The sequence below is a fragment of the Allobacillus salarius genome (assembly GCF_007559425.1).
GTDB classification, from domain to species: Bacteria; Bacillota; Bacilli; order Bacillales; family Alkalibacillaceae; genus Allobacillus; species Allobacillus salarius.
Window position 1 is genome coordinate 1 of the sequence record NZ_VMHE01000031.1, and the last position, 21,010, is coordinate 21,010.

The 21,010-nt window shown below is 39.3% G+C and carries 26 protein-coding genes, 10 tRNA genes and 1 pseudogene; 29 read left to right on the forward strand and 8 right to left on the reverse strand.

The genetic code is table 11. The features are described from left to right. Nucleotides 1-187: 187 nt before the first annotated feature. Together FPQ13_RS11760 and FPQ13_RS11765 are read right to left on the reverse strand one after the other, a co-directional pair. Nucleotides 188-853 (reverse strand): VOC family protein, encoded by a 666-nt coding sequence (locus FPQ13_RS11760; RefSeq protein ID WP_144089525.1) that lies wholly within the window; start codon nucleotides 851-853, stop codon nucleotides 188-190. A gap of 24 nt (nucleotides 854-877) precedes the next feature. Beyond that, nucleotides 878-1,882, reverse strand: coding sequence for an LLM class flavin-dependent oxidoreductase (locus FPQ13_RS11765; RefSeq protein WP_144089526.1), 1,005 nt, complete (start codon nucleotides 1,880-1,882; stop codon nucleotides 878-880). A gap of 120 nt (nucleotides 1,883-2,002) precedes the next feature. Here FPQ13_RS11765 and FPQ13_RS11770 point away from each other — a divergent pair, with 120 nt between their 5' ends. After that, entirely contained in the window at nucleotides 2,003-2,335 is a 333-nt protein-coding gene (locus FPQ13_RS11770) for a hypothetical protein (protein WP_144089527.1), read from the forward strand. 59 nt (nucleotides 2,336-2,394) lie between these two features. Here the strand turns inward: FPQ13_RS11770 and FPQ13_RS11775 are convergent, their stop codons facing one another. Further along, nucleotides 2,395-2,637 (reverse strand): GlsB/YeaQ/YmgE family stress response membrane protein, encoded by a 243-nt coding sequence (locus FPQ13_RS11775; protein ID WP_144089551.1) that lies wholly within the window; start codon nucleotides 2,635-2,637, stop codon nucleotides 2,395-2,397. Nucleotides 2,638-3,024: 387 nt separating this feature from the next. On the opposite strand from FPQ13_RS11775, the pseudogene FPQ13_RS11780 reads away from it, so the two are divergent. Then, nucleotides 3,025-3,234 (forward strand): annotated as a pseudogene (locus tag FPQ13_RS11780) (KGG domain-containing protein); the annotation flags it as partial. 83 nt (nucleotides 3,235-3,317) lie between these two features. Here FPQ13_RS11780 and FPQ13_RS11785 read toward each other — a convergent pair. Then, entirely contained in the window at nucleotides 3,318-3,929 is a 612-nt protein-coding gene (locus FPQ13_RS11785; RefSeq protein ID WP_144089529.1) for a class I SAM-dependent methyltransferase, read from the reverse strand. 191 nt (nucleotides 3,930-4,120) lie between these two features. Here FPQ13_RS11785 and FPQ13_RS11790 point away from each other — a divergent pair, with 191 nt between their 5' ends. Then, complete coding sequence (locus FPQ13_RS11790; protein WP_186279673.1) at nucleotides 4,121-4,363, forward strand: glutaredoxin family protein; 243 nt, start codon at nucleotides 4,121-4,123, stop codon at nucleotides 4,361-4,363. Between the two features lie 7 nt (nucleotides 4,364-4,370). Then, entirely contained in the window at nucleotides 4,371-4,712 is a 342-nt protein-coding gene (locus tag FPQ13_RS11795) for a YppG family protein (RefSeq protein ID WP_212371016.1), read from the forward strand. A gap of 133 nt (nucleotides 4,713-4,845) precedes the next feature. Here the strand turns inward: FPQ13_RS11795 and FPQ13_RS11800 are convergent, their stop codons facing one another. From FPQ13_RS11800 to FPQ13_RS11810, 3 genes are read right to left on the reverse strand one after another with little or no spacing between them, the layout of a single operon-like run. Continuing rightward, the gene (locus FPQ13_RS11800; RefSeq protein ID WP_144089532.1) at nucleotides 4,846-5,691 is read right to left on the reverse strand and encodes a DegV family protein; all 846 of its coding nucleotides are present in this window, start codon (nucleotides 5,689-5,691) and stop codon (nucleotides 4,846-4,848) included. Nucleotides 5,692-5,706: 15 nt separating this feature from the next. Continuing rightward, the gene (locus FPQ13_RS11805; protein ID WP_144089533.1) at nucleotides 5,707-6,612 is read right to left on the reverse strand and encodes a DMT family transporter; all 906 of its coding nucleotides are present in this window, start codon (nucleotides 6,610-6,612) and stop codon (nucleotides 5,707-5,709) included. Between the two features lie 33 nt (nucleotides 6,613-6,645). After that, entirely contained in the window at nucleotides 6,646-7,242 is a 597-nt protein-coding gene (locus tag FPQ13_RS11810) for a rhomboid family intramembrane serine protease (RefSeq protein WP_144089534.1), read from the reverse strand. 85 nt (nucleotides 7,243-7,327) lie between these two features. Between FPQ13_RS11810 and acpS the strand changes: the two genes are divergently transcribed. The 14 genes from acpS to FPQ13_RS11880 all read left to right on the forward strand — a co-directional run bounded on the left by acpS (nucleotide 7,328) and on the right by FPQ13_RS11880 (nucleotide 18,696). Beyond that, nucleotides 7,328-7,696 carry a holo-ACP synthase gene (gene acpS, locus FPQ13_RS11815; protein ID WP_144089535.1) on the forward strand — a complete coding sequence of 123 codons (369 nt, stop codon included), beginning with the start codon at nucleotides 7,328-7,330 and terminating at the stop codon, nucleotides 7,694-7,696. Between the two features lie 162 nt (nucleotides 7,697-7,858). Beyond that, complete coding sequence (locus FPQ13_RS11820; protein WP_144089536.1) at nucleotides 7,859-8,881, forward strand: LolA family protein; 1,023 nt, start codon at nucleotides 7,859-7,861, stop codon at nucleotides 8,879-8,881. Nucleotides 8,882-9,373: 492 nt separating this feature from the next. After that, complete coding sequence (gene alr / locus FPQ13_RS11825; protein ID WP_144089537.1) at nucleotides 9,374-10,507, forward strand: alanine racemase; 1,134 nt, start codon at nucleotides 9,374-9,376, stop codon at nucleotides 10,505-10,507. A gap of 135 nt (nucleotides 10,508-10,642) precedes the next feature. Continuing rightward, on the forward strand, nucleotides 10,643-10,918 hold the full coding sequence (locus tag FPQ13_RS11830) for an antitoxin (protein ID WP_144089538.1): 276 nt from the start codon (nucleotides 10,643-10,645) through the stop codon (nucleotides 10,916-10,918). 5 nt (nucleotides 10,919-10,923) lie between these two features. Further along, nucleotides 10,924-11,274 (forward strand): type II toxin-antitoxin system PemK/MazF family toxin, encoded by a 351-nt coding sequence (locus FPQ13_RS11835; RefSeq protein WP_144089539.1) that lies wholly within the window; start codon nucleotides 10,924-10,926, stop codon nucleotides 11,272-11,274. Between the two features lie 240 nt (nucleotides 11,275-11,514). Continuing rightward, on the forward strand, nucleotides 11,515-12,390 hold the full coding sequence (locus tag FPQ13_RS11840) for an STAS domain-containing protein (protein WP_144089540.1): 876 nt from the start codon (nucleotides 11,515-11,517) through the stop codon (nucleotides 12,388-12,390). A 5-nt stretch (nucleotides 12,391-12,395) separates the two neighbouring features. Continuing rightward, nucleotides 12,396-12,755 carry an STAS domain-containing protein gene (locus tag FPQ13_RS11845; RefSeq protein WP_144089541.1) on the forward strand — a complete coding sequence of 120 codons (360 nt, stop codon included), beginning with the start codon at nucleotides 12,396-12,398 and terminating at the stop codon, nucleotides 12,753-12,755. After that, nucleotides 12,755-13,156 carry an anti-sigma regulatory factor gene (locus tag FPQ13_RS11850; protein WP_144089542.1) on the forward strand — a complete coding sequence of 134 codons (402 nt, stop codon included), beginning with the start codon at nucleotides 12,755-12,757 and terminating at the stop codon, nucleotides 13,154-13,156. The genes FPQ13_RS11845 and FPQ13_RS11850 overlap by 1 nt, the downstream gene beginning before the upstream one ends. 13 nt (nucleotides 13,157-13,169) lie before the next feature. Next, complete coding sequence (locus tag FPQ13_RS11855) at nucleotides 13,170-14,186, forward strand: PP2C family protein-serine/threonine phosphatase (RefSeq protein ID WP_144089543.1); 1,017 nt, start codon at nucleotides 13,170-13,172, stop codon at nucleotides 14,184-14,186. 61 nt (nucleotides 14,187-14,247) lie between these two features. Then, on the forward strand, nucleotides 14,248-14,574 hold the full coding sequence (locus FPQ13_RS11860; protein WP_377862670.1) for an STAS domain-containing protein: 327 nt from the start codon (nucleotides 14,248-14,250) through the stop codon (nucleotides 14,572-14,574). Next, the gene (gene rsbW, locus FPQ13_RS11865) at nucleotides 14,574-15,053 is read left to right on the forward strand and encodes an anti-sigma B factor RsbW (RefSeq protein WP_144089545.1); all 480 of its coding nucleotides are present in this window, start codon (nucleotides 14,574-14,576) and stop codon (nucleotides 15,051-15,053) included. Before FPQ13_RS11860 ends, rsbW begins: the two co-directional genes overlap by 1 nt. After that, nucleotides 15,025-15,813, forward strand: a complete 789-nt coding sequence (gene sigB, locus FPQ13_RS11870) for an RNA polymerase sigma factor SigB (RefSeq protein WP_144089546.1) — start codon at nucleotides 15,025-15,027, stop codon at nucleotides 15,811-15,813. Before rsbW ends, sigB begins: the two co-directional genes overlap by 29 nt. Continuing rightward, entirely contained in the window at nucleotides 15,810-16,415 is a 606-nt protein-coding gene (locus FPQ13_RS11875; protein WP_186279675.1) for a SpoIIE family protein phosphatase, read from the forward strand. The genes sigB and FPQ13_RS11875 overlap by 4 nt, the downstream gene beginning before the upstream one ends. 118 nt (nucleotides 16,416-16,533) lie before the next feature. Beyond that, nucleotides 16,534-18,696 carry a Tex family protein gene (locus FPQ13_RS11880; RefSeq protein ID WP_144089548.1) on the forward strand — a complete coding sequence of 721 codons (2,163 nt, stop codon included), beginning with the start codon at nucleotides 16,534-16,536 and terminating at the stop codon, nucleotides 18,694-18,696. Between the two features lie 3 nt (nucleotides 18,697-18,699). Here the strand turns inward: FPQ13_RS11880 and cmpA are convergent, their stop codons facing one another. Continuing rightward, entirely contained in the window at nucleotides 18,700-18,813 is a 114-nt protein-coding gene (gene cmpA, locus FPQ13_RS11885) for a cortex morphogenetic protein CmpA (protein WP_144089549.1), read from the reverse strand. A gap of 89 nt (nucleotides 18,814-18,902) precedes the next feature. Between cmpA and FPQ13_RS11890 the strand changes: the two genes are divergently transcribed. The 11 genes from FPQ13_RS11890 (at nucleotide 18,903) to FPQ13_RS11940 (ending at nucleotide 20,850) form a co-directional block, all read left to right on the forward strand. Further along, nucleotides 18,903-19,343, forward strand: a complete 441-nt coding sequence (locus FPQ13_RS11890; RefSeq protein ID WP_144089550.1) for a SprT family protein — start codon at nucleotides 18,903-18,905, stop codon at nucleotides 19,341-19,343. A gap of 429 nt (nucleotides 19,344-19,772) precedes the next feature. Beyond that, nucleotides 19,773-19,847: transfer RNA gene (locus FPQ13_RS11895), tRNA-Asn, on the forward strand. Between the two features lie 3 nt (nucleotides 19,848-19,850). Further along, nucleotides 19,851-19,941, forward strand: a tRNA-Ser gene (locus FPQ13_RS11900). Between the two features lie 9 nt (nucleotides 19,942-19,950). Next, nucleotides 19,951-20,022, forward strand: a tRNA-Glu gene (locus FPQ13_RS11905). A 12-nt stretch (nucleotides 20,023-20,034) separates the two neighbouring features. Beyond that, nucleotides 20,035-20,111 (forward strand) — tRNA-Asp (locus FPQ13_RS11910). A gap of 4 nt (nucleotides 20,112-20,115) precedes the next feature. Continuing rightward, nucleotides 20,116-20,190: transfer RNA gene (locus tag FPQ13_RS11915), tRNA-Gln, on the forward strand. A gap of 147 nt (nucleotides 20,191-20,337) precedes the next feature. Then, nucleotides 20,338-20,413: transfer RNA gene (locus FPQ13_RS11920), tRNA-Lys, on the forward strand. A gap of 3 nt (nucleotides 20,414-20,416) precedes the next feature. Beyond that, a tRNA-Leu gene (locus FPQ13_RS11925) sits at nucleotides 20,417-20,500 on the forward strand. Nucleotides 20,501-20,559: 59 nt separating this feature from the next. Further along, nucleotides 20,560-20,633 (forward strand) — tRNA-Arg (locus FPQ13_RS11930). 61 nt (nucleotides 20,634-20,694) lie between these two features. Further along, nucleotides 20,695-20,768, forward strand: a tRNA-Gly gene (locus FPQ13_RS11935). 5 nt (nucleotides 20,769-20,773) lie between these two features. Then, nucleotides 20,774-20,850 (forward strand) — tRNA-Ile (locus FPQ13_RS11940). Nucleotides 20,851-21,010 lie beyond the last annotated feature (160 nt).

The following is a 21,010-nucleotide window of genomic DNA, read 5'->3' on the forward strand; positions in this document are numbered from 1 at the left end:
ATAGGAAATGTCATCGAGAAGCGCTCTCGTTACACAAAAGGATTGTGATTGCATTGTAAATGTCGTCGAGAAGCACTTTCGACGACCGAATAAGCTGAGAATTATTCAAAATGTCTTCAAGAACCCCAAGACTAAAAAAACACAGCCTCTAATATATATAAAAGCTGTGCTTCTTTTAAAATTACTATTAAAACTGTATTGTATTAAAATGGCCTTCGATTTGCTCGCCTTGCTTCACTTCAATCATGCCATTATCTAATTCAAATATGCTTTTCGAATTCGTTGGTAGCCTGTATACATTCTTGAGTTGTTTTCGATATTCTTGTGGATGTTCTGCAAAAACAACAACTTTTGAGAAAGAAGTTTCATTGATTTGCGATCGATCCGTCGGTTGGTTCCCTTCACCAGACCATTCAATTAAAAAAGGAAGGGGAGCTTCGTCGAATGAATAAGTAGGAAATAACATTCGCCATTCGAGTACACTGCCATCCGCACGTACTCGTCTGCCAGGAAAAGGGCCTTTATAGGCGATGCCTTCCGTTTCGAAGTGGTCGATAAATCGATCGATATTTTCTACGCGAAGTGCAAACTGAATCGGACCCTCTGTTTGTTGTTCACTTGCATGTACGGTGTGCTGAATAAGTGGGTTACCCGATTTTTTAGCTAACGTTTGATTTCGGATGCCGATCCATTCAACATAACTGTTATTTTTCATAAATGCTAAATGGTTATAAGTTCCCCAATCTTTGTGCTCGCCTCCTTGAACGGCTTGAAGTTGATGATTATTCTCGAAAGCGGAGGCATCCTTAGCAGGATCATTCGATAAAATGACAAGGTGATCAAATGCAACCATTTCAAAAACTCCTTCCCATATGATTTACTTTTCATTCAGCTGAAAAGCTTTTGCTAACTTTTCGTAGCTATCTAATCGTTTCTCAAAAGGATATACAATCACATTCGCAATAATTTCATCAATTTGAAAATCTGTTGCCATCTGTTCTAATTGTTGTTTGACGCTTTCAACATCTCCGACAATCATGCGGTTTCGGTTGTACTTCACTCGTTCCGCTTCAAAATAAGAAAACTTATATTGTTGAGCTTCTTCAGGTGACATAAAATGATTTCGTATTTGACCTTGGTCAGCCATCAATAAAGATACATCGAGAGAAGAGGCGAGATATTCTGCTTCTTCCTCCGTTTCACCAACGACTGTAAATACAGCAGCACTTGCGGTCGGCTCTTTTTGATGTTCAGATGGAATGAAATGGTCATAATATTGCTGGATCGCTGCTGGTCCGCCATCCGGATTAATAAATTGAGCGAATGTATAATTGGCACCGAGCTCACCAGCAAGTCCGGCGCTTGAACCACTAGATCCTAAAATCCAAACGGGAGGAACTGTCGGGCCAAGGGGTGTAGCGTAAACTTGATAACCTTCAGGGCTTCCGCCTTCCAAATAAGAAAGAAGGTCAGCGGCTTGCTTAGGGAAGGAGTGGACATCGGGATATTTCCCTTTGTTCAGTGCGTAATTCACACCAGGCATGCCGCCCGGAGCACGGCCAACTCCCAGATCGATTCGACCAGGGTACAAACCTTCCAATGTACGGAAAATTTCGGCCACCTTATATGTGCTGTAATGTGGTAATAAGACGCCACCTGTTCCTACTTTAATTCGTTCAGTTGCTTGGGCAATGATTCCTGTCAATAACTCTGGTGCTGAGCCGGCTAAACTTTGAGCACTATGATGCTCGCTCATCCAAAAACGTTTATATCCTAACTGATCAACTCGTTTGGCGAGTTCTATCGTTTGTTGAAGTGCCTCTTGGGGGCTACTTCCTTGCAAAATGGGTGATTGATCTAAAACACTTAATTGAATTGCCATCATCGACACCTTTCTTTTTTAAAGGACTATGTTTATAATTATTTTAGAATGACATACGCTTTTCAATCATTATGCTTTGAACGTTTGTGAATATACTTAATTGAAAGAAAGGATTTTTCGATGTCCGATAAAACAATCACATGTATTCGTTGTAAAAAACCGATTGAGAGAAAATCAAACCTAGTTGTATCCAACATGAAAATGGTGTTACGACCATTTCATGAAAAATGCTTTAAAGAGCATGTGAAGATGAAGCGGGAGCAGGCGTCCATGTTCTTCGATGCGATGCCAATTAACGGAACATATGCCAACATTATGACGTTAATTTTTTTACTTTTGATTACGAGTTTCGCACTTGTTTTCGAAGTGCCAATTGTTGTGTATGTGTTATGTGGGATCTATCCAATATATCGATTAAGCAGTTGGCTGATTTTTGAAAGAAAACTAGCTTGAAACAAGAAAAAGCACGAATGGTAATATGCCCATTCGTGCTTATTTCATTTAATCCACTGTTATCTAATTGCTTTTAGAATAATGCTTAAGATTGCAACAAAGATCAATGCACCGATGATGGCTGGAAAGATTGCGATGTCCGCAACAACTGGTCCGAATGAACCCATTAGAGAATGTCCAATCCATGCACCAACGACACCGGCTACGATATTACCGATAATACCACCAGGTACACCGCCTAGAATCAATCCGGCAATCCAACCGATAATACCACCGACTAATAAATATAGTAAAAATCCCATCATGATTCATTCACTCCTTTTTCAATTTCTAGTTAACCTTACCCACTGAGTAAGTGTATTAAAACATCGAAAGTCATAAATGAAAAAAATATATAACCTGTAAGCTGGAATTCATTATTATAATAGATCTATCCCATCATCACTCATTCACTATTTATGAATGCGGAAATAATCTTAGAAACTAAATAGTAGATAAGGTTACTATATTGTATGTTCATAGGACGACTCTTATTATATTAATTGAAATCTATGTAGTTTAAAGATGATCATATCAATCGTGACAAATATTAAGTTTAAAATGTGTTTAGAAATGAACCTCACGTGGAAACTCTTTTAGTGTAGGCGATGATGATTCGCCAATCCGAATCTGAAAGGAGATGTTATGACATGGCACAAAACAGAAAGAACAACAAAATGTCTCTAGAGGAAGCGGGAAGAAAAGGCGGAAAGACAACAAGCCGTAATCACGACAAAGAATTCTACCAGGAAATCGGTGAAAAAGGCGGCGAAGCAACAAGCCGTAATCATGACAAAGAATTCTATGAAGACATTGGTCAAAAGGGCGGAAACGAAAGAGCTCGCCAACGAGATAACAAATAAATACGTGAAAAACGCATATCCAATTAGGCTTGCGGGTTCATTCCGTAAGCCTAATTTATTTTTCACCATAACATCCTTCGTTATTTTTTACAAACAGCGATTCCTAATGGGTACTTGAGGCTCTTGCGACCGGGCTCGATTAGTACTCCACGTTGATAATAAAAGTCAACCTCTGCATAGTTTGTAAATAACTCTTGAAATTCTTCAACCGTTAACTGGTGTATATGAAAAGGGGAACCGACTGGCATTCCGCGGCCTTTTCCAAACGGTGTTGACACAATTAATGTTCCACCTGGATTTAATAATTGATAATAATTGTTTAAAAGCTCTTCTTCTTCAGCGATATGCTCGATTGTTTCGAAGCTGACAATCGCATCAAATGTACCGAGCTTTTCAGGTAGTGCTGCATCGGTTGCGTTATACATGTGAAACGATGACTTTGGGTGATAATATTCCTTTTTTGCATACGCGATAATTTCTGGATCGATATCAATCCCTATGACTTCGTCGATGAATTTCTTACGTTGCTTTGCAATCATGTGGGTTCCATACCCTGCCCCGCAAGCCATATCAAGGACTCGGCCTTTAAGATAAGGTAAGGAAAACTGGTATCGTGCAATATGCTCGAGCAATAAATTGTTCATCGGGCTCATTTTATTTGGAATTACGCGTTCTCCTGTATCTTCAATCATTTAGATCACTCCGTTCATCATCTATTTTGGCATGAAATGAATAGTTAGGAAAGAGGAAGCTAATAGAAAGTATAGCAACATTAAATTGTAAATTTATGGGTGGAATATTACTGAAACATTAAATATGTGGTTTAAGAGTAATATGTATCGGGAATACGATTTTAGAAATCTTATAGATTGAGGTGAACATCTTGGAGCAGCACGACACCGTTGTTGTTTATACAAGCAATAATTGTCAAACAAGCCGAGAATTACTTCAATGGCTAGATGAAAACAAGGTAGACTATCAAGAAAAAAACACGACAGAATACCCTGATTATTTAATAGAACTACAAGATGCAGGACATTTTGGTACGCCAACCACTTTTGTAGGACATCACGCCATTTTAGGTTTTCAACCGGCACATTTGAAGCAAGAATTAAATCTCTTTTGACTTGTCGGTGACACACCCTTTCCATTATTTTCATAGACTAATAACAGAAAAGACGATGGGAAGGGATGCTGACATGAGGGAATTGGAACGGTTTCCGCAAGACCAATTTTATCATCGCCCATATTGGACAGAGCCTTCGATCAAAAGTAAAAAAAGAAATTCGTTTAAGCAATTTGGTTGGCAACAGCAAGCAATCCAACAAGTGCTGGCAGACTATTTTAAAGATGATGAAGGTGAAGTTGATATGGAAAAAGTATTGAACACCGTTGGCCATGTTGTTCGAACTACTAGAGAGATTCGACCGATGGTAAAAAACATGCAGGATTTTGTGCGAAACATGAAGTCATAAAGGATGGGGATTAAACGTATTAAACCTACCGAGCCAAGCGTAAGATTATTTCTACGGTTGGAATCCTTTGTGACATTGGACATAGGTGAACAATACGAAATAAAGCCAGTGGTCGCTGACCACTGGCTTTATTTTATTCCTCAAAGAATGAAATGACAATTCCACCTTCTCCAGCGTATGTTGCAATTAACGGCCCCATATCCACGAGAAGTTCATTTTTCGGAGCGTATTTCTCACGAATGTTTTTTAATACATCTTTGGCTTTTTCTTCACAGTTGCTATGCGCAAGAGCAATCGTTTTACCTTGAAGGGAACTCGAATATTCCCCGATTTGATCGACGAGTCTACGAAGTGCTTTTTTCTCACCACGTATTTTTTCAGTGACTTCGATTTTTCCAACTTCTGATGCACGCATTAGTAGTTTGATATTTAACGTTTTAGCAATTGCACCTCTAACACGATCCAATCTTCCACCTTTAACAACGTTCTCAACAGTTGCTAAAGAAAAGAGGGTAGTCACTTTTTCGTTTTTCTCTTTTAAGTATGCAAACAGTTCACGTAAATCTTGGACTTTGCTGTGGATCGCTTCGTGTAAAAGTAGTGCTAATCCACAAGATGCTGTTCTTGTGTTCAAAACCTCGATTTGTCGATCAGGCTCCTCTTCTAGAAGCATTTCTTTTCCGATGACAGCATTCTGATTGGTTGTGCTTAATTCTTCTGTCAATGTAATCGTTAAAATTGGTGTGTTCGGATCGATTTGTTTGTATGCCTCATAAAACGCTGCAGGGCTAGGTGCTGATGTCTTTGGTAATTCGTCTGAGGCACGCATTTTTTCATAGTATTCATCAATTTTCAATTCATCCGTACGTATTTCTGATTCCCCAAAGTGAATATTTAGAGGTACAACAATTATGTTATGTTTTTCGGCAAAACCTTTTGGTAAATCCGCACTTCCATCGGTAATCAACTGAATCTTCATGAGAAATCCCCTCCGCTAAGTGTTTTTATTTAAGACACGCACATTCTTTTTCTTTGTAGTGCTGAATATAAATAAAGCTAATCCGAATAAAACGATCGAACCGCCAAGGAGTTGCGACCACGTAACAAGCTCATCCAATATAAGGTATGCGAGCACGCTTGCCCCAATCGGTTCAAATAAAATCCCCATCGTAACGGTCGATGCACTAACCCATTTTAATGCCCAGTTAAAGAGGGTGTGGCCAAAGAATGTCGGAATGATGGCTAAGATTAAGAAATAGATCCAAGTCTCTTCTGAGTAACCAGTAAACGACTCACGGGTGATTAGATTATAAATTAATAGTGTAATTGTCGTGAAGCCATAAACAATGAATGTATACGTCGCAAGAGATAACCTTCTTCGCACATTTTGTCCAAATAGAAAATAACCAGTGATGGTTACGGCCCCCATTAGGGCAAGGAAATTACCGAAAAGAGCCATCCCGCTAATTTGGAAGTCACCCCAACTGATAATGAAGCTACCAGTCAGTGCGATCAACATACTGAATACAGCACCACTTGTAAATCGTTCTTTAAAAAATATATATGTTCCGATAAAAGCAAATATTGGTTGTGTTGTAACAAGTACAGTCGAGCTGGCTACGGAGGTCAACTCCAATGATTCAAACCAAAAAATAAAGTGGAAAGCAAGAAAGACTCCAGCCGCAGCTGTATATAACCAATCGCGTTTCGTTATTTTTGTAAACTCGTCCCTATATTTCCAAAGAATTAAAGGAAGCATCATGACGACCGCCAAAAACAAACGATAAAAAGCAATCATCGACGGTGGCGCATCTGCGAGCCTAACAAATATTGCAGAAGTCGAGACAGCCAGCACACCAATCGCTACCGCCAGATAAGGACCTAACTTATTGTCTTTCATAACAGACACTCCCTTCACGATCAAATCCACCTATTATTTATTCCCAAAAACGATTGGTCCTAAAGCAACTCCGGCAATCAATCCGAATAAGTGAGCATAAACATTAATGTTCGCTCCAGTAAAGGTCATCACTAATGAAACGACAATGATCACGAGTATGACCTGTCTGCTTTGATGATCAATTAAATCCCTTCTGAAAAAAGATAAGTATAGATACAAACCGAACATGCCGAAAATGGCACCGGACGCACCAGCATGGCTCATTAGAAGAGGCCCGACGAATAGAGTAAATACATTCCCGATTATTCCCATGAATAAATATGCTAGAATGAATTTAACCTTACCGAGCATCACTTCCAATGCAGGTCCGAAAAGAACGAGACTGAATGTATTGAAAACAACATGGGTAAGCGATAGATGGAGAAAGATTGGTGTGAAAAGCCGCCAATATTCACCTTCTACTTGAACTAAGTAATTATTTCCGAGCAAAAAAGCTTTTATTTCCTGGAAGACGTTTAGCGGAATCACTTCCGTCATGATAAATAAAATGATATGAATCGCAGCCAAAGCTGTTATGACTGGATAATATCGGATAAATTGTTGAAAGTTTTCTGTTCGTACAAAGAACATTTTAATCACCTGACTAAATAGTACCATTTTTCTTTTATAATAAGAATAAAAATAACGAAAATCTCTTTGAAATGAGCGTGTAACCATGATTAAAGGCATCGGTGTAGATATTATTGAATTGAAACGAATCGAAAAAATCATTCAGCGAAAACCGCGCTTTCTGAATCGTATTTTATCAGACGCTGAAATGACATTATACAATCAACTACCTTCGTCCAAAAGGAAAATAGAATTTTTGGCAGGTAGGTTTGCAGCAAAAGAAGCGTATAGCAAAGCAGAAGGGACCGGGATCGGTGTACACCATTCGTTTCAATCGATTGAGATTCTTCGCGGCGCATCCGGACAACCACTAATTTACAGGGAAGGTAAATTGAAAGAAAACGTTCATCTATCTATTTCTCATAGTGAAGCGTATGCGATTGCCCAAGTGGTCATTGAACATTCGCTTCAGTAACTTAGAAGATTTCCATGAAGCTCGTCTGCATATTCAATTAGGTTGTCTCATATAGTGTATTGCGGGTAACAATTCATCCGATGTGCACATTGTCACCGCAACACGAATAGATTGCTTGCCAATGGATGGCGAGTAAGAAAATGAGACGAAGGAGTTGTCCAAATGAAAAGCAGACGATTACTCTTCTTATCCCTGTTTCTGATGATGGTTGTACTTTTATCAGCATGTGGAGAAGAAACAGTGGAGGATGTCGTTGGTTCGTTGGAGAAGCAAGGTGAAGATTTATCTTCCTTTACTTCGACGGTGGATATGACGATGAAGACTGGTGAAGAGACGCAGCAGTATAACGTAGAGGTCTGGCACAAAAAAGATAATTTTTACAAAGTGGTCATGAATAACAAGACGGATGAAGAAGGCAATCAGGTCATTCTGCGGAACGATGAAGGTGTATTTGTACTGACTCCTTCGATCAATAAAAGTTATAAGTTCCAAAATGAGTGGCCGAAGCATCATAGCCAGCCTTACCTTTACACTTCTTTAATTGATGACATTAAGGCAGATGATGAGCGGGAGTTCAAGAAAACCGAGAATTATTATATTTTCACGGTGAAGACGAACTACAAAGGTAAGCAAAAGCTTCCTTATCAAGAAATTTACTTCCATAAAAAATCGAAGAAACCTGCATTAGTAAAAGTTTTCAATGCTGAAAATGAGTCGATTGTGGAAGTAACGTTCAATTCATTTGATTTTGATGTCGCCATTGAAGATGAAGAGTTCGATACAGATCAGAATCTTGCAGAAGGAGCTGTCAGCGTACCGACGATGGCAGAATTGGAAGACAAGGATTTAGAAGTATATTATCCGGTCAACCTGCCTTCCGGTACTGAGTTCGCTGGAGAGGAAGTCATGGAATTTGATTTTGGTGAGCGTGTCCTTTCAACATTTGAGGGAGAGAAGTCATTTACGTTAATCCAAGAAGTCTATAATTCTTATCCAACTGACTTAAGTGTTCCTGTTTATGCAGATGGTGAGTTGGTTGATTTAGGCAAATCAGTTGGACACTTAGCGAATGGTACTTTGGAATGGGAGCAAGACGGGATGCGATTTGTTGTCGCTAGTGATGATTTGACGGTGGATGAACTGGTGGAAGTAGCACAATCGGTAGAAAAAGAAGTATTAAAATAAAAACCTATTACCTGCATAGACCGAGAGAGCATTCTCTCGGTTTTTTGGTAGAAAATTAGAACGGGTCATTCGCAGGGCGTGCTCAACAACGGAAGACATGAAATTATGCGGCCTTCCGTATTTGAGGAGTGCTCTCAAGACGGGAAGGAATGAAACCCTGTGCGCTTCCGTGTTTGATAAGTGCTCTCAAGCCGGGAAGGAGCGTGAATCTGTGAGCTTCCGTATTTGATAAGCGCTCTCGAACCTGGAAGAAACGAAAAAGTGCATCCTTCCGTGTTTGATAGGCGCTCTCAAACCGGGAAGGAACGAAAAACGCGATCCTTCCGTATTCGAAAAATACTCTTGTCGCTCAAAACGTGATCCAAATAATAACCTCGTCAGTCGAATATCGTTATATTGCCATTAGATCTTCTATTTAAGTAAGTGAAGTTCACAATTGACAACGTGTATTCTCATCGTGATAATGAACAGTAAAAAAGATGGGTGTTTCAAATGGAGTTTTCTACGAATTTTCGACATACGTGGGCAGAGGTAGACCTTACTGCAATCAAGAAAAACCTGAAGATGATACGTCAAAATTACCCAAATAAACGAATTTATGTCGCTGTAAAAGCCAATGCTTATGGACACGGTTATATACCTGTCTCAGAAGCTGCTCTCGAAGCGGGAGCGGATGCGTTAGCTGTTGCTAGTTTAGATGAAGCGATCCTTTTGCGGGATGCATTTCCTGAAGCTTCTATTTTGGTGATGGGTTGGACAGATCCACGGTATGTGTCCATTGCAGTGGAATCGAACATTGAACTGACTGCATTCCAAGCAGAATGGTTCTCACAAGCTGGTTCAGTTTTGAAAGATAAACAAGAACAACTGAAGATTCATATAAAAATTGATTCAGGAATGGGACGAATTGGTATAAAAACAAAAGAAGAGGCATATGCTGTAATTGAAGAAGTTACCAAATTTTCGAGTGAATTCGAGATGAGTGGTATTTTCACACACTTTGCAACGGCCGATTCTTTCGATTTATCGTACTATGAAAAACAAATGAATTATTTTTATGGGATGTTAGAGATCTTCTCACCTATTCGTACACCAGAAACACAAATCCACATCGGAAACACTGCTGCTTCAATGCGGTTCCCAGATGATATGGTTGACGGCATTCGGTTCGGGATTGGACTTTACGGACTTTATCCTTCAAAAGAAGTTGAGGAAGTGAGTTCTTATCAGTTGAATGAGGCCTTTTCTCTACAGAGCCGTCTCGCTCATGTGAAAAAAATGAAACCAGGCGAACATATTAGTTACGGGGCAACCTATGAAGCGGAAACGGAAGAGTGGATTGGAACGGTTCCAATCGGTTATGGTGATGGGTGGATTCGTAAACTACAAGGCTTTGAAGTACTTGTGGAAGGTGAGAAATCAGAAATCGTCGGAAGAATTTGTATGGATCAACTAATGGTACGCTTACCGAAAGGATATCCGGTCGGTACTAAAGTGACGTTAATTGGTGAAAATGGCGGGCAACGTATCCGCATAGATGATGTGGCTGACTATCTGGAAACAATCAACTATGAGATCCCTTGTATCATTACCAACCGAGTTCCTCGTATTTATCTAACAAACTAACATTCCTTTTTATGACAAAACGGAACAATTTTGTAGAAAAAGTATAATAATTTTCGAGAATTGCTTTACGTATGATGGGAATCGGTGGTATCATGGAAGAAAGTTTGTGTTGCGTAAATTGTTGGGGGTGTAAGGATGTCTAACACATCGAAAGAAATTGTTGTAGAGCTACCTTTATCACTAGTGAATGAATGCGATCATATGGTTGAAGAGCACGACATCGATCGAAACACGCTATTTCACCAAGCGATTTCAGCCTATATTAAGGAAGAGAAGAACCGTAAAATTAAAGAGAGCATGCGCCGTGGTTATTTAGAGATGAAAAGTATCAACTTAGATATTGCATCAGAAGCTTTCCAGGCTGAAGAGGAGGCTGACACAACTCTTGAGCGCTCAGTGAGTGGGGTGTAATTAACTTGTATGTAAAACGAGGCGACGTCTTTTATGCGGACCTAACCCCTGTGGTAGGTTCAGAGCAAGGCGGTGTTCGCCCAGTGCTTATTATACAAAATAACATTGGCAATCGCTTTAGCCCTACTGTTATAGTCGCTGCGATCACTGCACAAATCCAAAAAGCAAAATTACCAACACACGTAGAAATCGACGCAGAAAAATATCATTTTGAAAAAAATTCGGTTATACTTTTGGAGCAAATCCGAACAATCGATAAACAGCGATTGACAGATAAGCTTACAACGTTAGACGAATTTCTAATGAACCAAGTGGACGAAGCTTTGCAAATTAGCTTGGGACTAATTGATCTATAGACTATCATATAAATCTTATGTAATTACCGTTAAGACGGTAGTTTGCATAAGATTTTTTGCTTTTTTTGATTATATTCAGTATTTCTCTGTTTTCAAATGTTAAACTGTAAGAAAATTAAATTGAATAATCAACACTCGAACTCTATCAAGATAGTAAGTCATTCGGCTCATAGTAGAAATAACAGTCGGAAAATGGTAAGTTATTATAAGATAACAAAAAACTGTTTGGGGGTTTAGCAGGTGGAACAAAGGCTAAGAAATATTATTTTAGAACATAGTGATCAAATCATAAAAAATTGGTTAGTAAAACTCGATGAAAATAAAGTTACTGAGTACGGTGAAACGATTTCTCAAGAAGCCATTGAACAAACGAATCGTGAATTCGTTAATGTCATTTTTTCAAATATTGAAAGCAACGGTGGAACGAATGATTTGCAAGAGTTCTCTGAAAAGATTGTGAACCTTGGATGGCCATTAGGTTATTTAACTGAAGGTATGCAAGCGTTCAGAACGGTAGCAATCAGAACTATTTTAGAAGATATCGGTGAAACAAACAATAATGAAGAATTTTTGAGCATTATGGAAGGGGTTAACGACTGGGTCGACCCGATTAAAAACCGTCTCATCAATGAATATTCTAGTAATTGGACAAACATTGTTTCCTTGCAGAAGGTTGCGTTACAAGAGCTATCTGCGCCATTAATCCCAGTCATGGAAGGCATTACAATTATGCCACTTGTAGGAACGATTGATACAGATCGCGCTAAGCTTATTATGGAAAATTTACTGAATGGTGTTATTAAAAACAATGCTGAAGTTGTCTTAATTGATATTACTGGTGTACCAGTTGTTGATACGATGGTGGCTCATCACATTATTCAGGCAGCCGAAGCTGTTCGTCTGGTCGGATCACAATGTATTTTGGTCGGAATTCGTCCAGAGATAGCTCAGACGATTGTCAACCTAGGTATCGATCTTCGTAACTTCCCAACGAAAAGTTCGTTGCAAAAAGGATTCAGAACAGCACTTGAGATGACAGGTGCAAAAGTTATCAGTGAAAATGAAGGCGAAGGCGACGAGATCGAAAACATTCTGAACTCGATTGAGAAGGAGTGAAACATATGAGAATACCGATTTTAAAGTTGCATGAATACCTTTTGATATCCGTGCAAGTGGAATTAGATGACCAAACAGCAATGCAATTTCAAGAAGACTTATTGAGCAAAATACATGAGTCAGGTGCAACAGGTGTAGTACTTGATTTAACTTCTGTAGACATTATAGATTCCTTTATAGCGAAAGTATTAGGAGATGTCGTATCGATGGCAGACTTAATGGGGGCGAAGGTCGTCTTCACTGGTATTCAACCGGCAGTTTCCATGACTTTAATCGACTTAGGCATTCACTTACAAGACGTACCGACAGCATTAGATCTTGAACAAGGGTTGATTAAGCTGAGACGGGAATTGGAGGAAAAGTGATGAAGGGGACACTATCCAATGTGCCAATAGCCAAAGAGCTTGATATTGTTGGCGCAAGACAAACGGGTAGGAATATAGCGACCGAACTGGGCTTCAGTTCTGTGGACCAAGCCAGAATCGCAACCGCTATTTCTGAACTCGCAAGAAACATATACTTATACGCTAAAAAAGGAGAAATCACTTTCCAACAAGTAGAAGGCGTAGCACCAGTTGGGCTGAAAATTATCGCAAAAGATAATGGGCCCGGGATTAAAGATATTAGTAAATCAATGATTGATGGTTACTCAACCTCTGGAGGTTTAGGGGCAGGATTGCCAGGTGTGAAACGGTTAATGGACGATTTCGACATTATGTCAAGCGATGAAGGCACGACAATCCATGTCATTAAATGGTTACGGTAATAGGGGGGACGGCATGGAACAAACGAAAAAAGTTGTCTCTGTTTATAGAGAATTGCTACAAGAATATTTGAGATCAAAAGATGAGAAAGTGTTATATCAAGCAGAACAATTTAGTCGACAATCGATACAGGATGGCGTGAAACCAGAAGAAATTATTGACGCCCATTATCAAACAATGTCGGAAATCATTCCAGATATGGATCCGCGTTTAAAAGATTCATTCAAATTTCTAATCGAAACAATGATTTATTACGGTGTAGCTTATGGAATGTTCAATGATATAAAAGAACAACAATATTCCCTTCGAAATGAAATTGATGTAGCCGCCAAAATGCAGAATACATTATTGAAAACGGAAGTACCTAATTCTGAAGTTCTGGATATAGGTGCGATTTCTCTTCCTGCACGGCAAATGAGTGGAGATTATTATCACTTCGTAGAAGACACGGAAAACAACATCGGTGTTGCTGTCGCAGACGTAAGTGGAAAAGGTATTCCAGCAGCTTTTGTCATGTCGATGATTAAATATGCGATGGAAAGCTATCCAGATAATCGAACTTATCCGGAGATCATACTTGAACTATTGAACCGGGTTGTCGAGAGAAACGTTGAACCCGGAATGTTTGTATCGATGTTTTATGGCTTGTATGATGTAAATCAGCACAAGTTTTACTATGCTACCGCCGGGCATGAACCTGGTTTCATTTATAGACATCGTACGAAAACATTTGAAGAAATTCGAGGAAAAGGTTTGTTGCTTGGTGTTAAAAGTGACTCAAAATATGAGCAGTTCGAGTTAGATGTTGAACCGAACGATATCATCTTTTTACTGACAGATGGTGTAACAGAATGTAAAGCTGCAGGTCGCTTCATTGAGCAAGATGAAGTGTTAGATGTACTTCATAATTATATACAAGAACCATCGAATGAATTGGTAGAAAACGCCTATAAACATTTCGAACGATTACAAGATTTTCAACTCAGGGACGACTTCACGTTAGTAGCTATTCGAAGAAAAGGTGAAAAATAGGTTTGCTAGGACTTTGGATTGGGTAAATAGAGGTAGATATCAGAGTAGGAGGATGGTTATTGTGAATCTACATATCGATGATCACAAGAACGGCGACTCGTCGATTTTAAAACTCTCAGGTGAAATAGATGCGTACACGGCGCCTAGATTAAAGGAACATTTATTGAATCTAATTGAAGAAAACAAAGAGGTTCAAGTAGATATGCAACAAGTAAATTACATGGATTCTACAGGTTTGGGTGTCTTCATCAGTGCATTAAAAACATCCAAAGAAGTAGATAAAACGTTTAAACTTATTAATTTACAGGATAATGTTTACCGCCTGTTCAATATTACGGGACTAAACGAAGTGATTGATATCGAAAACACAGTTAGAGGTGGTATGTAATGAACGAACCATTCGATTTCATTGAAATGAAAGTACCAGCAAAATCGGATTATGTTGGCGTGGCACGGTTGACGGCATCCGGCTTAGCGAATCGAATGGGTTTTAGCTACGAAGAAATTGAAGATTTGAAAGTCGCAATTTCTGAAGCTATAACCAATACAGTGAAGCATGCGTATACCGAAGAAGGTGCTGGCGAGGTTACAGTAGGGTTTGGTTTATATGAAGACCGCATGGAGGTCATGATTGCGGACTATGGTGATAGCTTCAATCTTAAATCGATTAAGGAAAACATTGGACCTTATAATGAAGATATCCCGATTAGTAATATGAAAGAGGGAGGTTTTGGTCTGTTCCTTATCGATGCCCTTATGGACAAAGTGGAGATCACGAATAACAACGGCGTAATCGTACTTATGACAAAGTACTTGTTTGAAAACGAGGTGGGGCGTAGTGACGACCAGGTTTCAACAACACAATAACGAAGAAGATGTATATCAACTTATTGAATACCTCCACGAACATCCAGAAGATGAATCTGCTCAAGAAAAAATAGTCTTAAAATATGAAAACCTTGTTCATTCGATAGCGAAAAAATATTCGAAAAACAGTGGCATCCATGAAGATCTAGTACAGGTTGGTATGGTTGGGTTATTAGCGGCAATCCGTAGATATGATGAATCATTTGGGAAGTCGTTTGAATCCTTTGCCATACCAACCATCATCGGTGAAATCAAACGTTTTATCCGTGATAAAACATGGAGCGTCCACGTACCTAGAAGAATCAAAGAGTTAGGTCCAAAAATTAAAAGGGCTGTAGAAGAGCTGACGACTGAAAATCAAGTTTCTCCATCCGTTGCTGAAATAGCTAATTATCTAGAGGCTTCGGAAGAAGAAGTATTAGAGACGATGGAAATGGGCAAAAGCTACAACGCATTATCTGCAGATCGAAGAATTGAAGCTGACTCAGATGGAAGTACAGTAACGATACTTGATCTCGTTGGTGAAAAAGAAGACGGTTATGAACAAATCGATTATAAACTTTTAATCGAAAAAATTATGCCTCTTTTGTCTGAAAGAGAGCAAGAAATTTTGCGATGCACTTATTTTGAAAATTTGAGTCAAAAAGAAACAGGAAAACGACTTGGTCTTTCGCAAATGCATGTATCTAGATTGCAGCGTCGTGCACTTAGAAAGCTGCGCGAATCCATATCGGATGAAGACTTGGAGGTATTGTTTTGATTCAGCAGGCTGGAAGGGTAGAAATAGCAACTTATGAAAAACCGAAAAAAGGTAACTATCATTCAGGTGATAGTTATTTTTATATCGAAACGGAAGATCACTTCTTAGTCGCTCTGTCAGACGGGCTCGGCAGTGGTGAAGTTGCCAAAAAGTCTTCGCAAACCGTGATTGATGTCATTCGAGAAAATGTGCATCAACCATTAGATGATATGCTCGGGCAATGCAATGCAGCTCTGTTCGGGAATGAATTAAGAGGTTGTGTGTTAGGTATATTACGCTTGGATTTTAATAAAAAGGAATTTTCTTATGTATCTGTCGGCAATATCAGTATTGTGATGATTTCAGCTGAAGGAAAGAAACAAAGAAACATTCCAATCCACGGCTACCTTTCTGGTATACCCCGTAAAACAAAAGTGCATTACGGTGAATTGCAGAAGAATGCGTTATTTTTTATGTTTTCAGATGGTGTTAGTGAACGTCAGCTAACGAAGGAGTTTTATAGTTTCCAATCAATGCAGTTAACTGTCGACTGGTTCACAGAGCAACAAAAAGAATATATGGAAGATGATACAACGTTAATAGCGATGAAGTTTCTAGGATGAGAAGGGTAAAGAAGCCCTTCTTTTGTTTTGTCTTTATAGTAGAATGGCTATAAATCTAGAAGTGGATCTCATGTTATAATAAAAAAGATGAAACGCATTTTTGTTTGGAGGAATAAGGATGGAAGAACAGCAATACATAGATCGAGCAGTTGATTTCGTTAGTAAAGATTTATCTATTCAACCTAAAACAATCCGCACAGTTGTTGAGTTGTTGGATGAAGGGAATACTGTCCCATTTATTGCTCGTTATCGTAAAGAACAGACCGGTAATTTAGATGAAACGCAAATCCAATCCATTAAAGAATCGTTTGATTACCAAGTACAACTTGATCAGCGAAAAGAAGAAATCATTCGTTTGATTGATGAACAAGGTAAACTGACAGACGAATTGAAAAAAGACATCCAGGCAGCAAGCAAATTACAACGTCTGGAAGATTTGTATCGACCATATAAACAAAAAAGACGAACACGCGCAACAATTGCTAAAGAAAAAGGCTTGGAATCGTTAGCTGAGAAGATTTGGGCTCAAAAAGGAATCAACGTTCTCCAAGAAGCAGAACAGTATCTTTCTGAAGAAAATGAATTAGTCGAAGTTAGCGATGTTCTTCAAGGGGTTAATGATATTCTTGCTGAAAAAATCTCAGATGAAGCGAAGTTCCGTGAAAAGATTCGTTCCATGACTTTTTCAAAAGGAATCATCAAAACCGAAATAAAGAAAAATGCTGAAGATGAAAAAGAAATTTATCAAATGTATTATGATTTCCAAGAGCAAGTAGCAAAGATTGCACATCACCGTGTCTTGGCAGTTAACCGTGGAGAGAAAGAAAAAGTTTTGAAAGTAACCATCGAACCACCTGTAGAAGCGGTTATTTCTTATTTACAAAAAGAAATTATTATAAATGAAAATATAGAGGAAGCGAATATCATTCAGGCGGCAATCGATGATGGGTATAAACGCTTACTTGAGCCATCGATTGAACGAGATATTCGTAGTTCATTAACAGAAACAGCGGAAGAGCATGCGATTGATATTTTTGCTAAGAACTTAAAAAATTTATTATTACAGCCGCCGCTTAAAGGAAAAGTCATGCTCGGTGTCGACCCGGCTTTCAGGACAGGTTGTAAGCTAGCGGTCATCGATGAAACGGGTATGAAACAAGAAGTAGATGTCATTTATCCGACTGAACCGAGAAAAGATGTGAAAGGTTCTGAGAAAAAGGTGTTATCCATCCTTGAACGTTATCCAGTAGAGTTGATCGCGATCGGGAATGGAACAGCATCGAGAGAAACAGAACAATTTATTGCGGATATGATTCAGCAAAACAATTTAAATGTACCGTACATCATTGTTAACGAAGCTGGAGCCAGTGTCTACTCTGCATCAAAACTTGCTCGAGAAGAGTTTCCTGATTTGCAAGTTGAAGAAAGAAGTGCCATTTCGATCGCTCGCAGAGTACAAGATCCACTTAGTGAATTAGTGAAAATTGATCCGAAATCCATTGGAGTTGGCCAGTACCAACATGATGTTTCGCAAAGCAAGCTAAATAGCTCATTGACCTTTGTTGTTGAAACGGCAGTGAACCAGGTTGGTGTAAATGTAAATACAGCATCTTCTTCATTGCTTGAGTATATTTCAGGCTTAAATAAAACAGTGGCAAATAATATCGTTAAGTATCGTGAAGAGAACGGAAAATTTACCAATCGAAAACAAATTAAGAAGGTACCTCGATTGGGAGATAAAACATATGAACAGGCGATTGGATTTTTGAGAATACCAGATGGTGACGAACCACTTGATCGAACGTCCATCCACCCAGAAAGTTACAAAGCAACGAAACAACTATTGGATGAATTGAAAGCGTCATCTGCAGATATTGGTACAGAGGACTTGTCCGAGAAATTAAAAGAAGTGAATCTGACCGAATTCGAACAAGAACTAGGAGTCGGGAAATTAACCTTAGAAGATATCATGAAAGATCTTCGGAAACCAAACCGTGATCCTCGTGATGAACTACCTAAACCTTTGTTGAAAACGAATGTTCTTTCAATGGAAGATTTAAAGCAAGGAATGGAACTGCAAGGAACGGTGAGAAACGTAGTCGACTTTGGAGCATTTGTAGATGTCGGCGTTAAACAAGACGGACTTGTTCACATTTCCAAATTGGCTAACCGATTCGTTAAAAATCCATTGGACGTTGTTGCAGTAGGCGACATCGTGACAGTATGGGTGGAAGAAATCGACGTCAAAAGACAGCGGATCGCTTTAACGATGGTCCAATAGTATCTAATTAACGTTGCGATCATAATAATAAAACCAGCATTGATTGAGTAACTTAATCTGATACAAATCTTTGGAGGCATAGGCTTTTAATAGCTGTGCCTTCAACCAATTTGGCATAGCGAACCCTCCTGAAAGTGTTTCTATTATTATATGCAAGCAGCCAAGAATTGCTAAAGGGAATTTCCTTTATGTGAAAGGTGAAAAGAATGGATCAACATCGATTACTCCTATGGACGAAAGAACTGTCCAAAACATATTTCAACCGAGAATTTCATGCCGATATCGTGTTTAACGGCAGGCTCCGGACAACAGGGGGGAGATATATACCTTCAAAAAAACTCATCGAGATTAACAGAAAATATTTAGATGAATTAGGGTTAGAAGAGCTTAAAGGAATTATTAAACATGAGCTATGCCATCACTTTTTGCATGTCGAAGGTAAACCGTATCATCATCGCAGTAAAGAATTCCGTCAGCTATTAAAAGAAACCGGATCCCCTAGACATTGTAGCTTCTTGCCTTCAATAGAAAGAGAGAAGTACATATACCAATGTAGGAAGTGCGGACTTGAATACAAACGTAGAAGAAAAGTGGACACAAAACGGTATTCCTGTGGAAAATGTCGTGGAAAACTTGTGCAAAAATAAGAAATTAAATTTTCACCTTGTCTCAGCAATATGAAACATGTATAATTGAAATCTGTGATCGAGATATTTCATTGAAAAAAAGGAATTCACCTCATGGATCGGTTGCTAAAAAATATTTGAGAAATATATTTTAACCGATTGACACACTCTAAAAGATGTTGTATTATACTTATCGTCGCAACAAAATGAGTGGTTGTTTAAGAGGAATAAATCACACGCATTTTGATAGGGCATATCGATAGAATCGAATTGAGTTTGAAACTGAATATTAAACGAAGCGTGTTCCTATTAAATTCTTTTACTTAAATTCCAGCGTAGCGAACCGTAAACTTCTTTGGAAATCTTCTGAGTAGGTTTGCGAGGAGTGAAAACACGACGAGCACATAGTATATTAAACGAAGCGTGTTCCTATTATTTTTTTACTTAAATTCCAGCGTAGCTCAGTGGTAGAGCAGTTGGCTGTTAACCAATTGGTCGCAGGTTCGAATCCTGCCGCTGGAGCCATATGGAGAAGTACTCAAGTGGCTGAAGAGGCGCCCCTGCTAAGGGTGTAGGTCGCGTAAGCGGCGCGAGGGTTCAAATCCCTCCTTCTCCGCCATTATTTATTGGCCCGTTGGTCAAGTGGTTAAGACACCGCCCTTTCACGGCGGTAACACGGGTTCGAATCCCGTACGGGTCACTTGTTATATAAGGTCCGGTAGTTCAGTTGGTTAGAATGCCTGCCTGTCACGCAGGAGGTCGCGGGTTCGAGTCCCGTCCGGACCGCCATTCTTGGGCTATAGCCAAGCGGTAAGGCAACGGGTTTTGGTCCCGTGATTCCCAGGTTCGAATCCTGGTAGCCCAGCCATTACTTTTCACATGAAAGGATCGGGCAAATTATTATAGCAGTATATGAATTGAATAAATTCACGTAAGTCTTTTTTTATTGCTAAAATACGAATTTTTATTTTACTTTTGCCTTTGTTTCTTTTATGATAATTAATATTGAAATCTCGAGCCATTAGCTCAGTCGGTAGAGCATCTGACTTTTAATCAGAGGGTCGGAGGTTCGAATCCTCCATGGCTCACCATATGCGGTCGTGGCGGAATGGCAGACGCGCTAGGTTGAGGGCCTAGTGGGAGTTAATCCCGTGGAGGTTCAAGTCCTCTCGACCGCATCGAGAAAAAAAGCTTGCAATTATAATTCAGATTTGATATGATATTCCTTGTCGCTGTTGCGCCCGTAGCTCAATTGGATAGAGTGTCTGACTACGGATCAGAAGGTTAGGGGTTCGACTCCTCTCGGGCGCGTAGACGGGAAGCAATTAGATTTACTTCTTGCTTCCTAACTAATAAAATATACCATTTATTTGCGGGTGTAGTTTAGTGGTAAAACCTCAGCCTTCCAAGCTGATGTCGTGGGTTCGATTCCCATCACCCGCTCCATATATGGGCCTGTAGCTCAGCTGGTCAGAGCGCACGCCTGATAAGCGTGAGGTCGGTGGTTCAAGTCCACTCAGGCCCACCATATAGCATTCGAACCTTGAAAACTAAACAAAATAGCCTGAAGTCAATTCGGTTTCTTTCTTATTGATTGGGAAAGAAACAAAAAAATTTATTAAGCCAATCAAACACTTATTGGAGAGTTTGATCCTGGCTCAGGATGAACGCTGGCGGCGTGCCTAATA

Coding starts and splice junctions, on each gene's coding strand:
- FPQ13_RS11760 (WP_144089525.1), bottom strand. CDS start 853: ATGGTTGCATTTGATCACCTTGTCATTTTATCGAATGATCCTGCTAAG.
- FPQ13_RS11765 (WP_144089526.1), bottom strand. CDS start 1,882: ATGGCAATTCAATTAAGTGTTTTAGATCAATCACCCATTTTGCAAGGA.
- FPQ13_RS11770 (WP_144089527.1), top strand. CDS start 2,003: ATGTCCGATAAAACAATCACATGTATTCGTTGTAAAAAACCGATTGAG.
- FPQ13_RS11775 (WP_144089551.1), bottom strand. CDS start 2,637: ATGGGATTTTTACTATATTTATTAGTCGGTGGTATTATCGGTTGGATT.
- FPQ13_RS11785 (WP_144089529.1), bottom strand. CDS start 3,929: ATGATTGAAGATACAGGAGAACGCGTAATTCCAAATAAAATGAGCCCG.
- FPQ13_RS11800 (WP_144089532.1), bottom strand. CDS start 5,691: ATGAAGATTCAGTTGATTACCGATGGAAGTGCGGATTTACCAAAAGGT.
- FPQ13_RS11805 (WP_144089533.1), bottom strand. CDS start 6,612: ATGAAAGACAATAAGTTAGGTCCTTATCTGGCGGTAGCGATTGGTGTG.
- FPQ13_RS11810 (WP_144089534.1), bottom strand. CDS start 7,242: ATGTTCTTTGTACGAACAGAAAACTTTCAACAATTTATCCGATATTAT.
- acpS (WP_144089535.1), top strand. CDS start 7,328: ATGATTAAAGGCATCGGTGTAGATATTATTGAATTGAAACGAATCGAA.
- FPQ13_RS11820 (WP_144089536.1), top strand. CDS start 7,859: ATGAAAAGCAGACGATTACTCTTCTTATCCCTGTTTCTGATGATGGTT.
- alr (WP_144089537.1), top strand. CDS start 9,374: ATGGAGTTTTCTACGAATTTTCGACATACGTGGGCAGAGGTAGACCTT.
- FPQ13_RS11830 (WP_144089538.1), top strand. CDS start 10,643: ATGTCTAACACATCGAAAGAAATTGTTGTAGAGCTACCTTTATCACTA.
- FPQ13_RS11845 (WP_144089541.1), top strand. CDS start 12,396: ATGAGAATACCGATTTTAAAGTTGCATGAATACCTTTTGATATCCGTG.
- FPQ13_RS11850 (WP_144089542.1), top strand. CDS start 12,755: ATGAAGGGGACACTATCCAATGTGCCAATAGCCAAAGAGCTTGATATT.
- FPQ13_RS11855 (WP_144089543.1), top strand. CDS start 13,170: ATGGAACAAACGAAAAAAGTTGTCTCTGTTTATAGAGAATTGCTACAA.
- rsbW (WP_144089545.1), top strand. CDS start 14,574: ATGAACGAACCATTCGATTTCATTGAAATGAAAGTACCAGCAAAATCG.
- FPQ13_RS11880 (WP_144089548.1), top strand. CDS start 16,534: ATGGAAGAACAGCAATACATAGATCGAGCAGTTGATTTCGTTAGTAAA.
- cmpA (WP_144089549.1), bottom strand. CDS start 18,813: ATGCCAAATTGGTTGAAGGCACAGCTATTAAAAGCCTATGCCTCCAAA.
- FPQ13_RS11890 (WP_144089550.1), top strand. CDS start 18,903: ATGGATCAACATCGATTACTCCTATGGACGAAAGAACTGTCCAAAACA.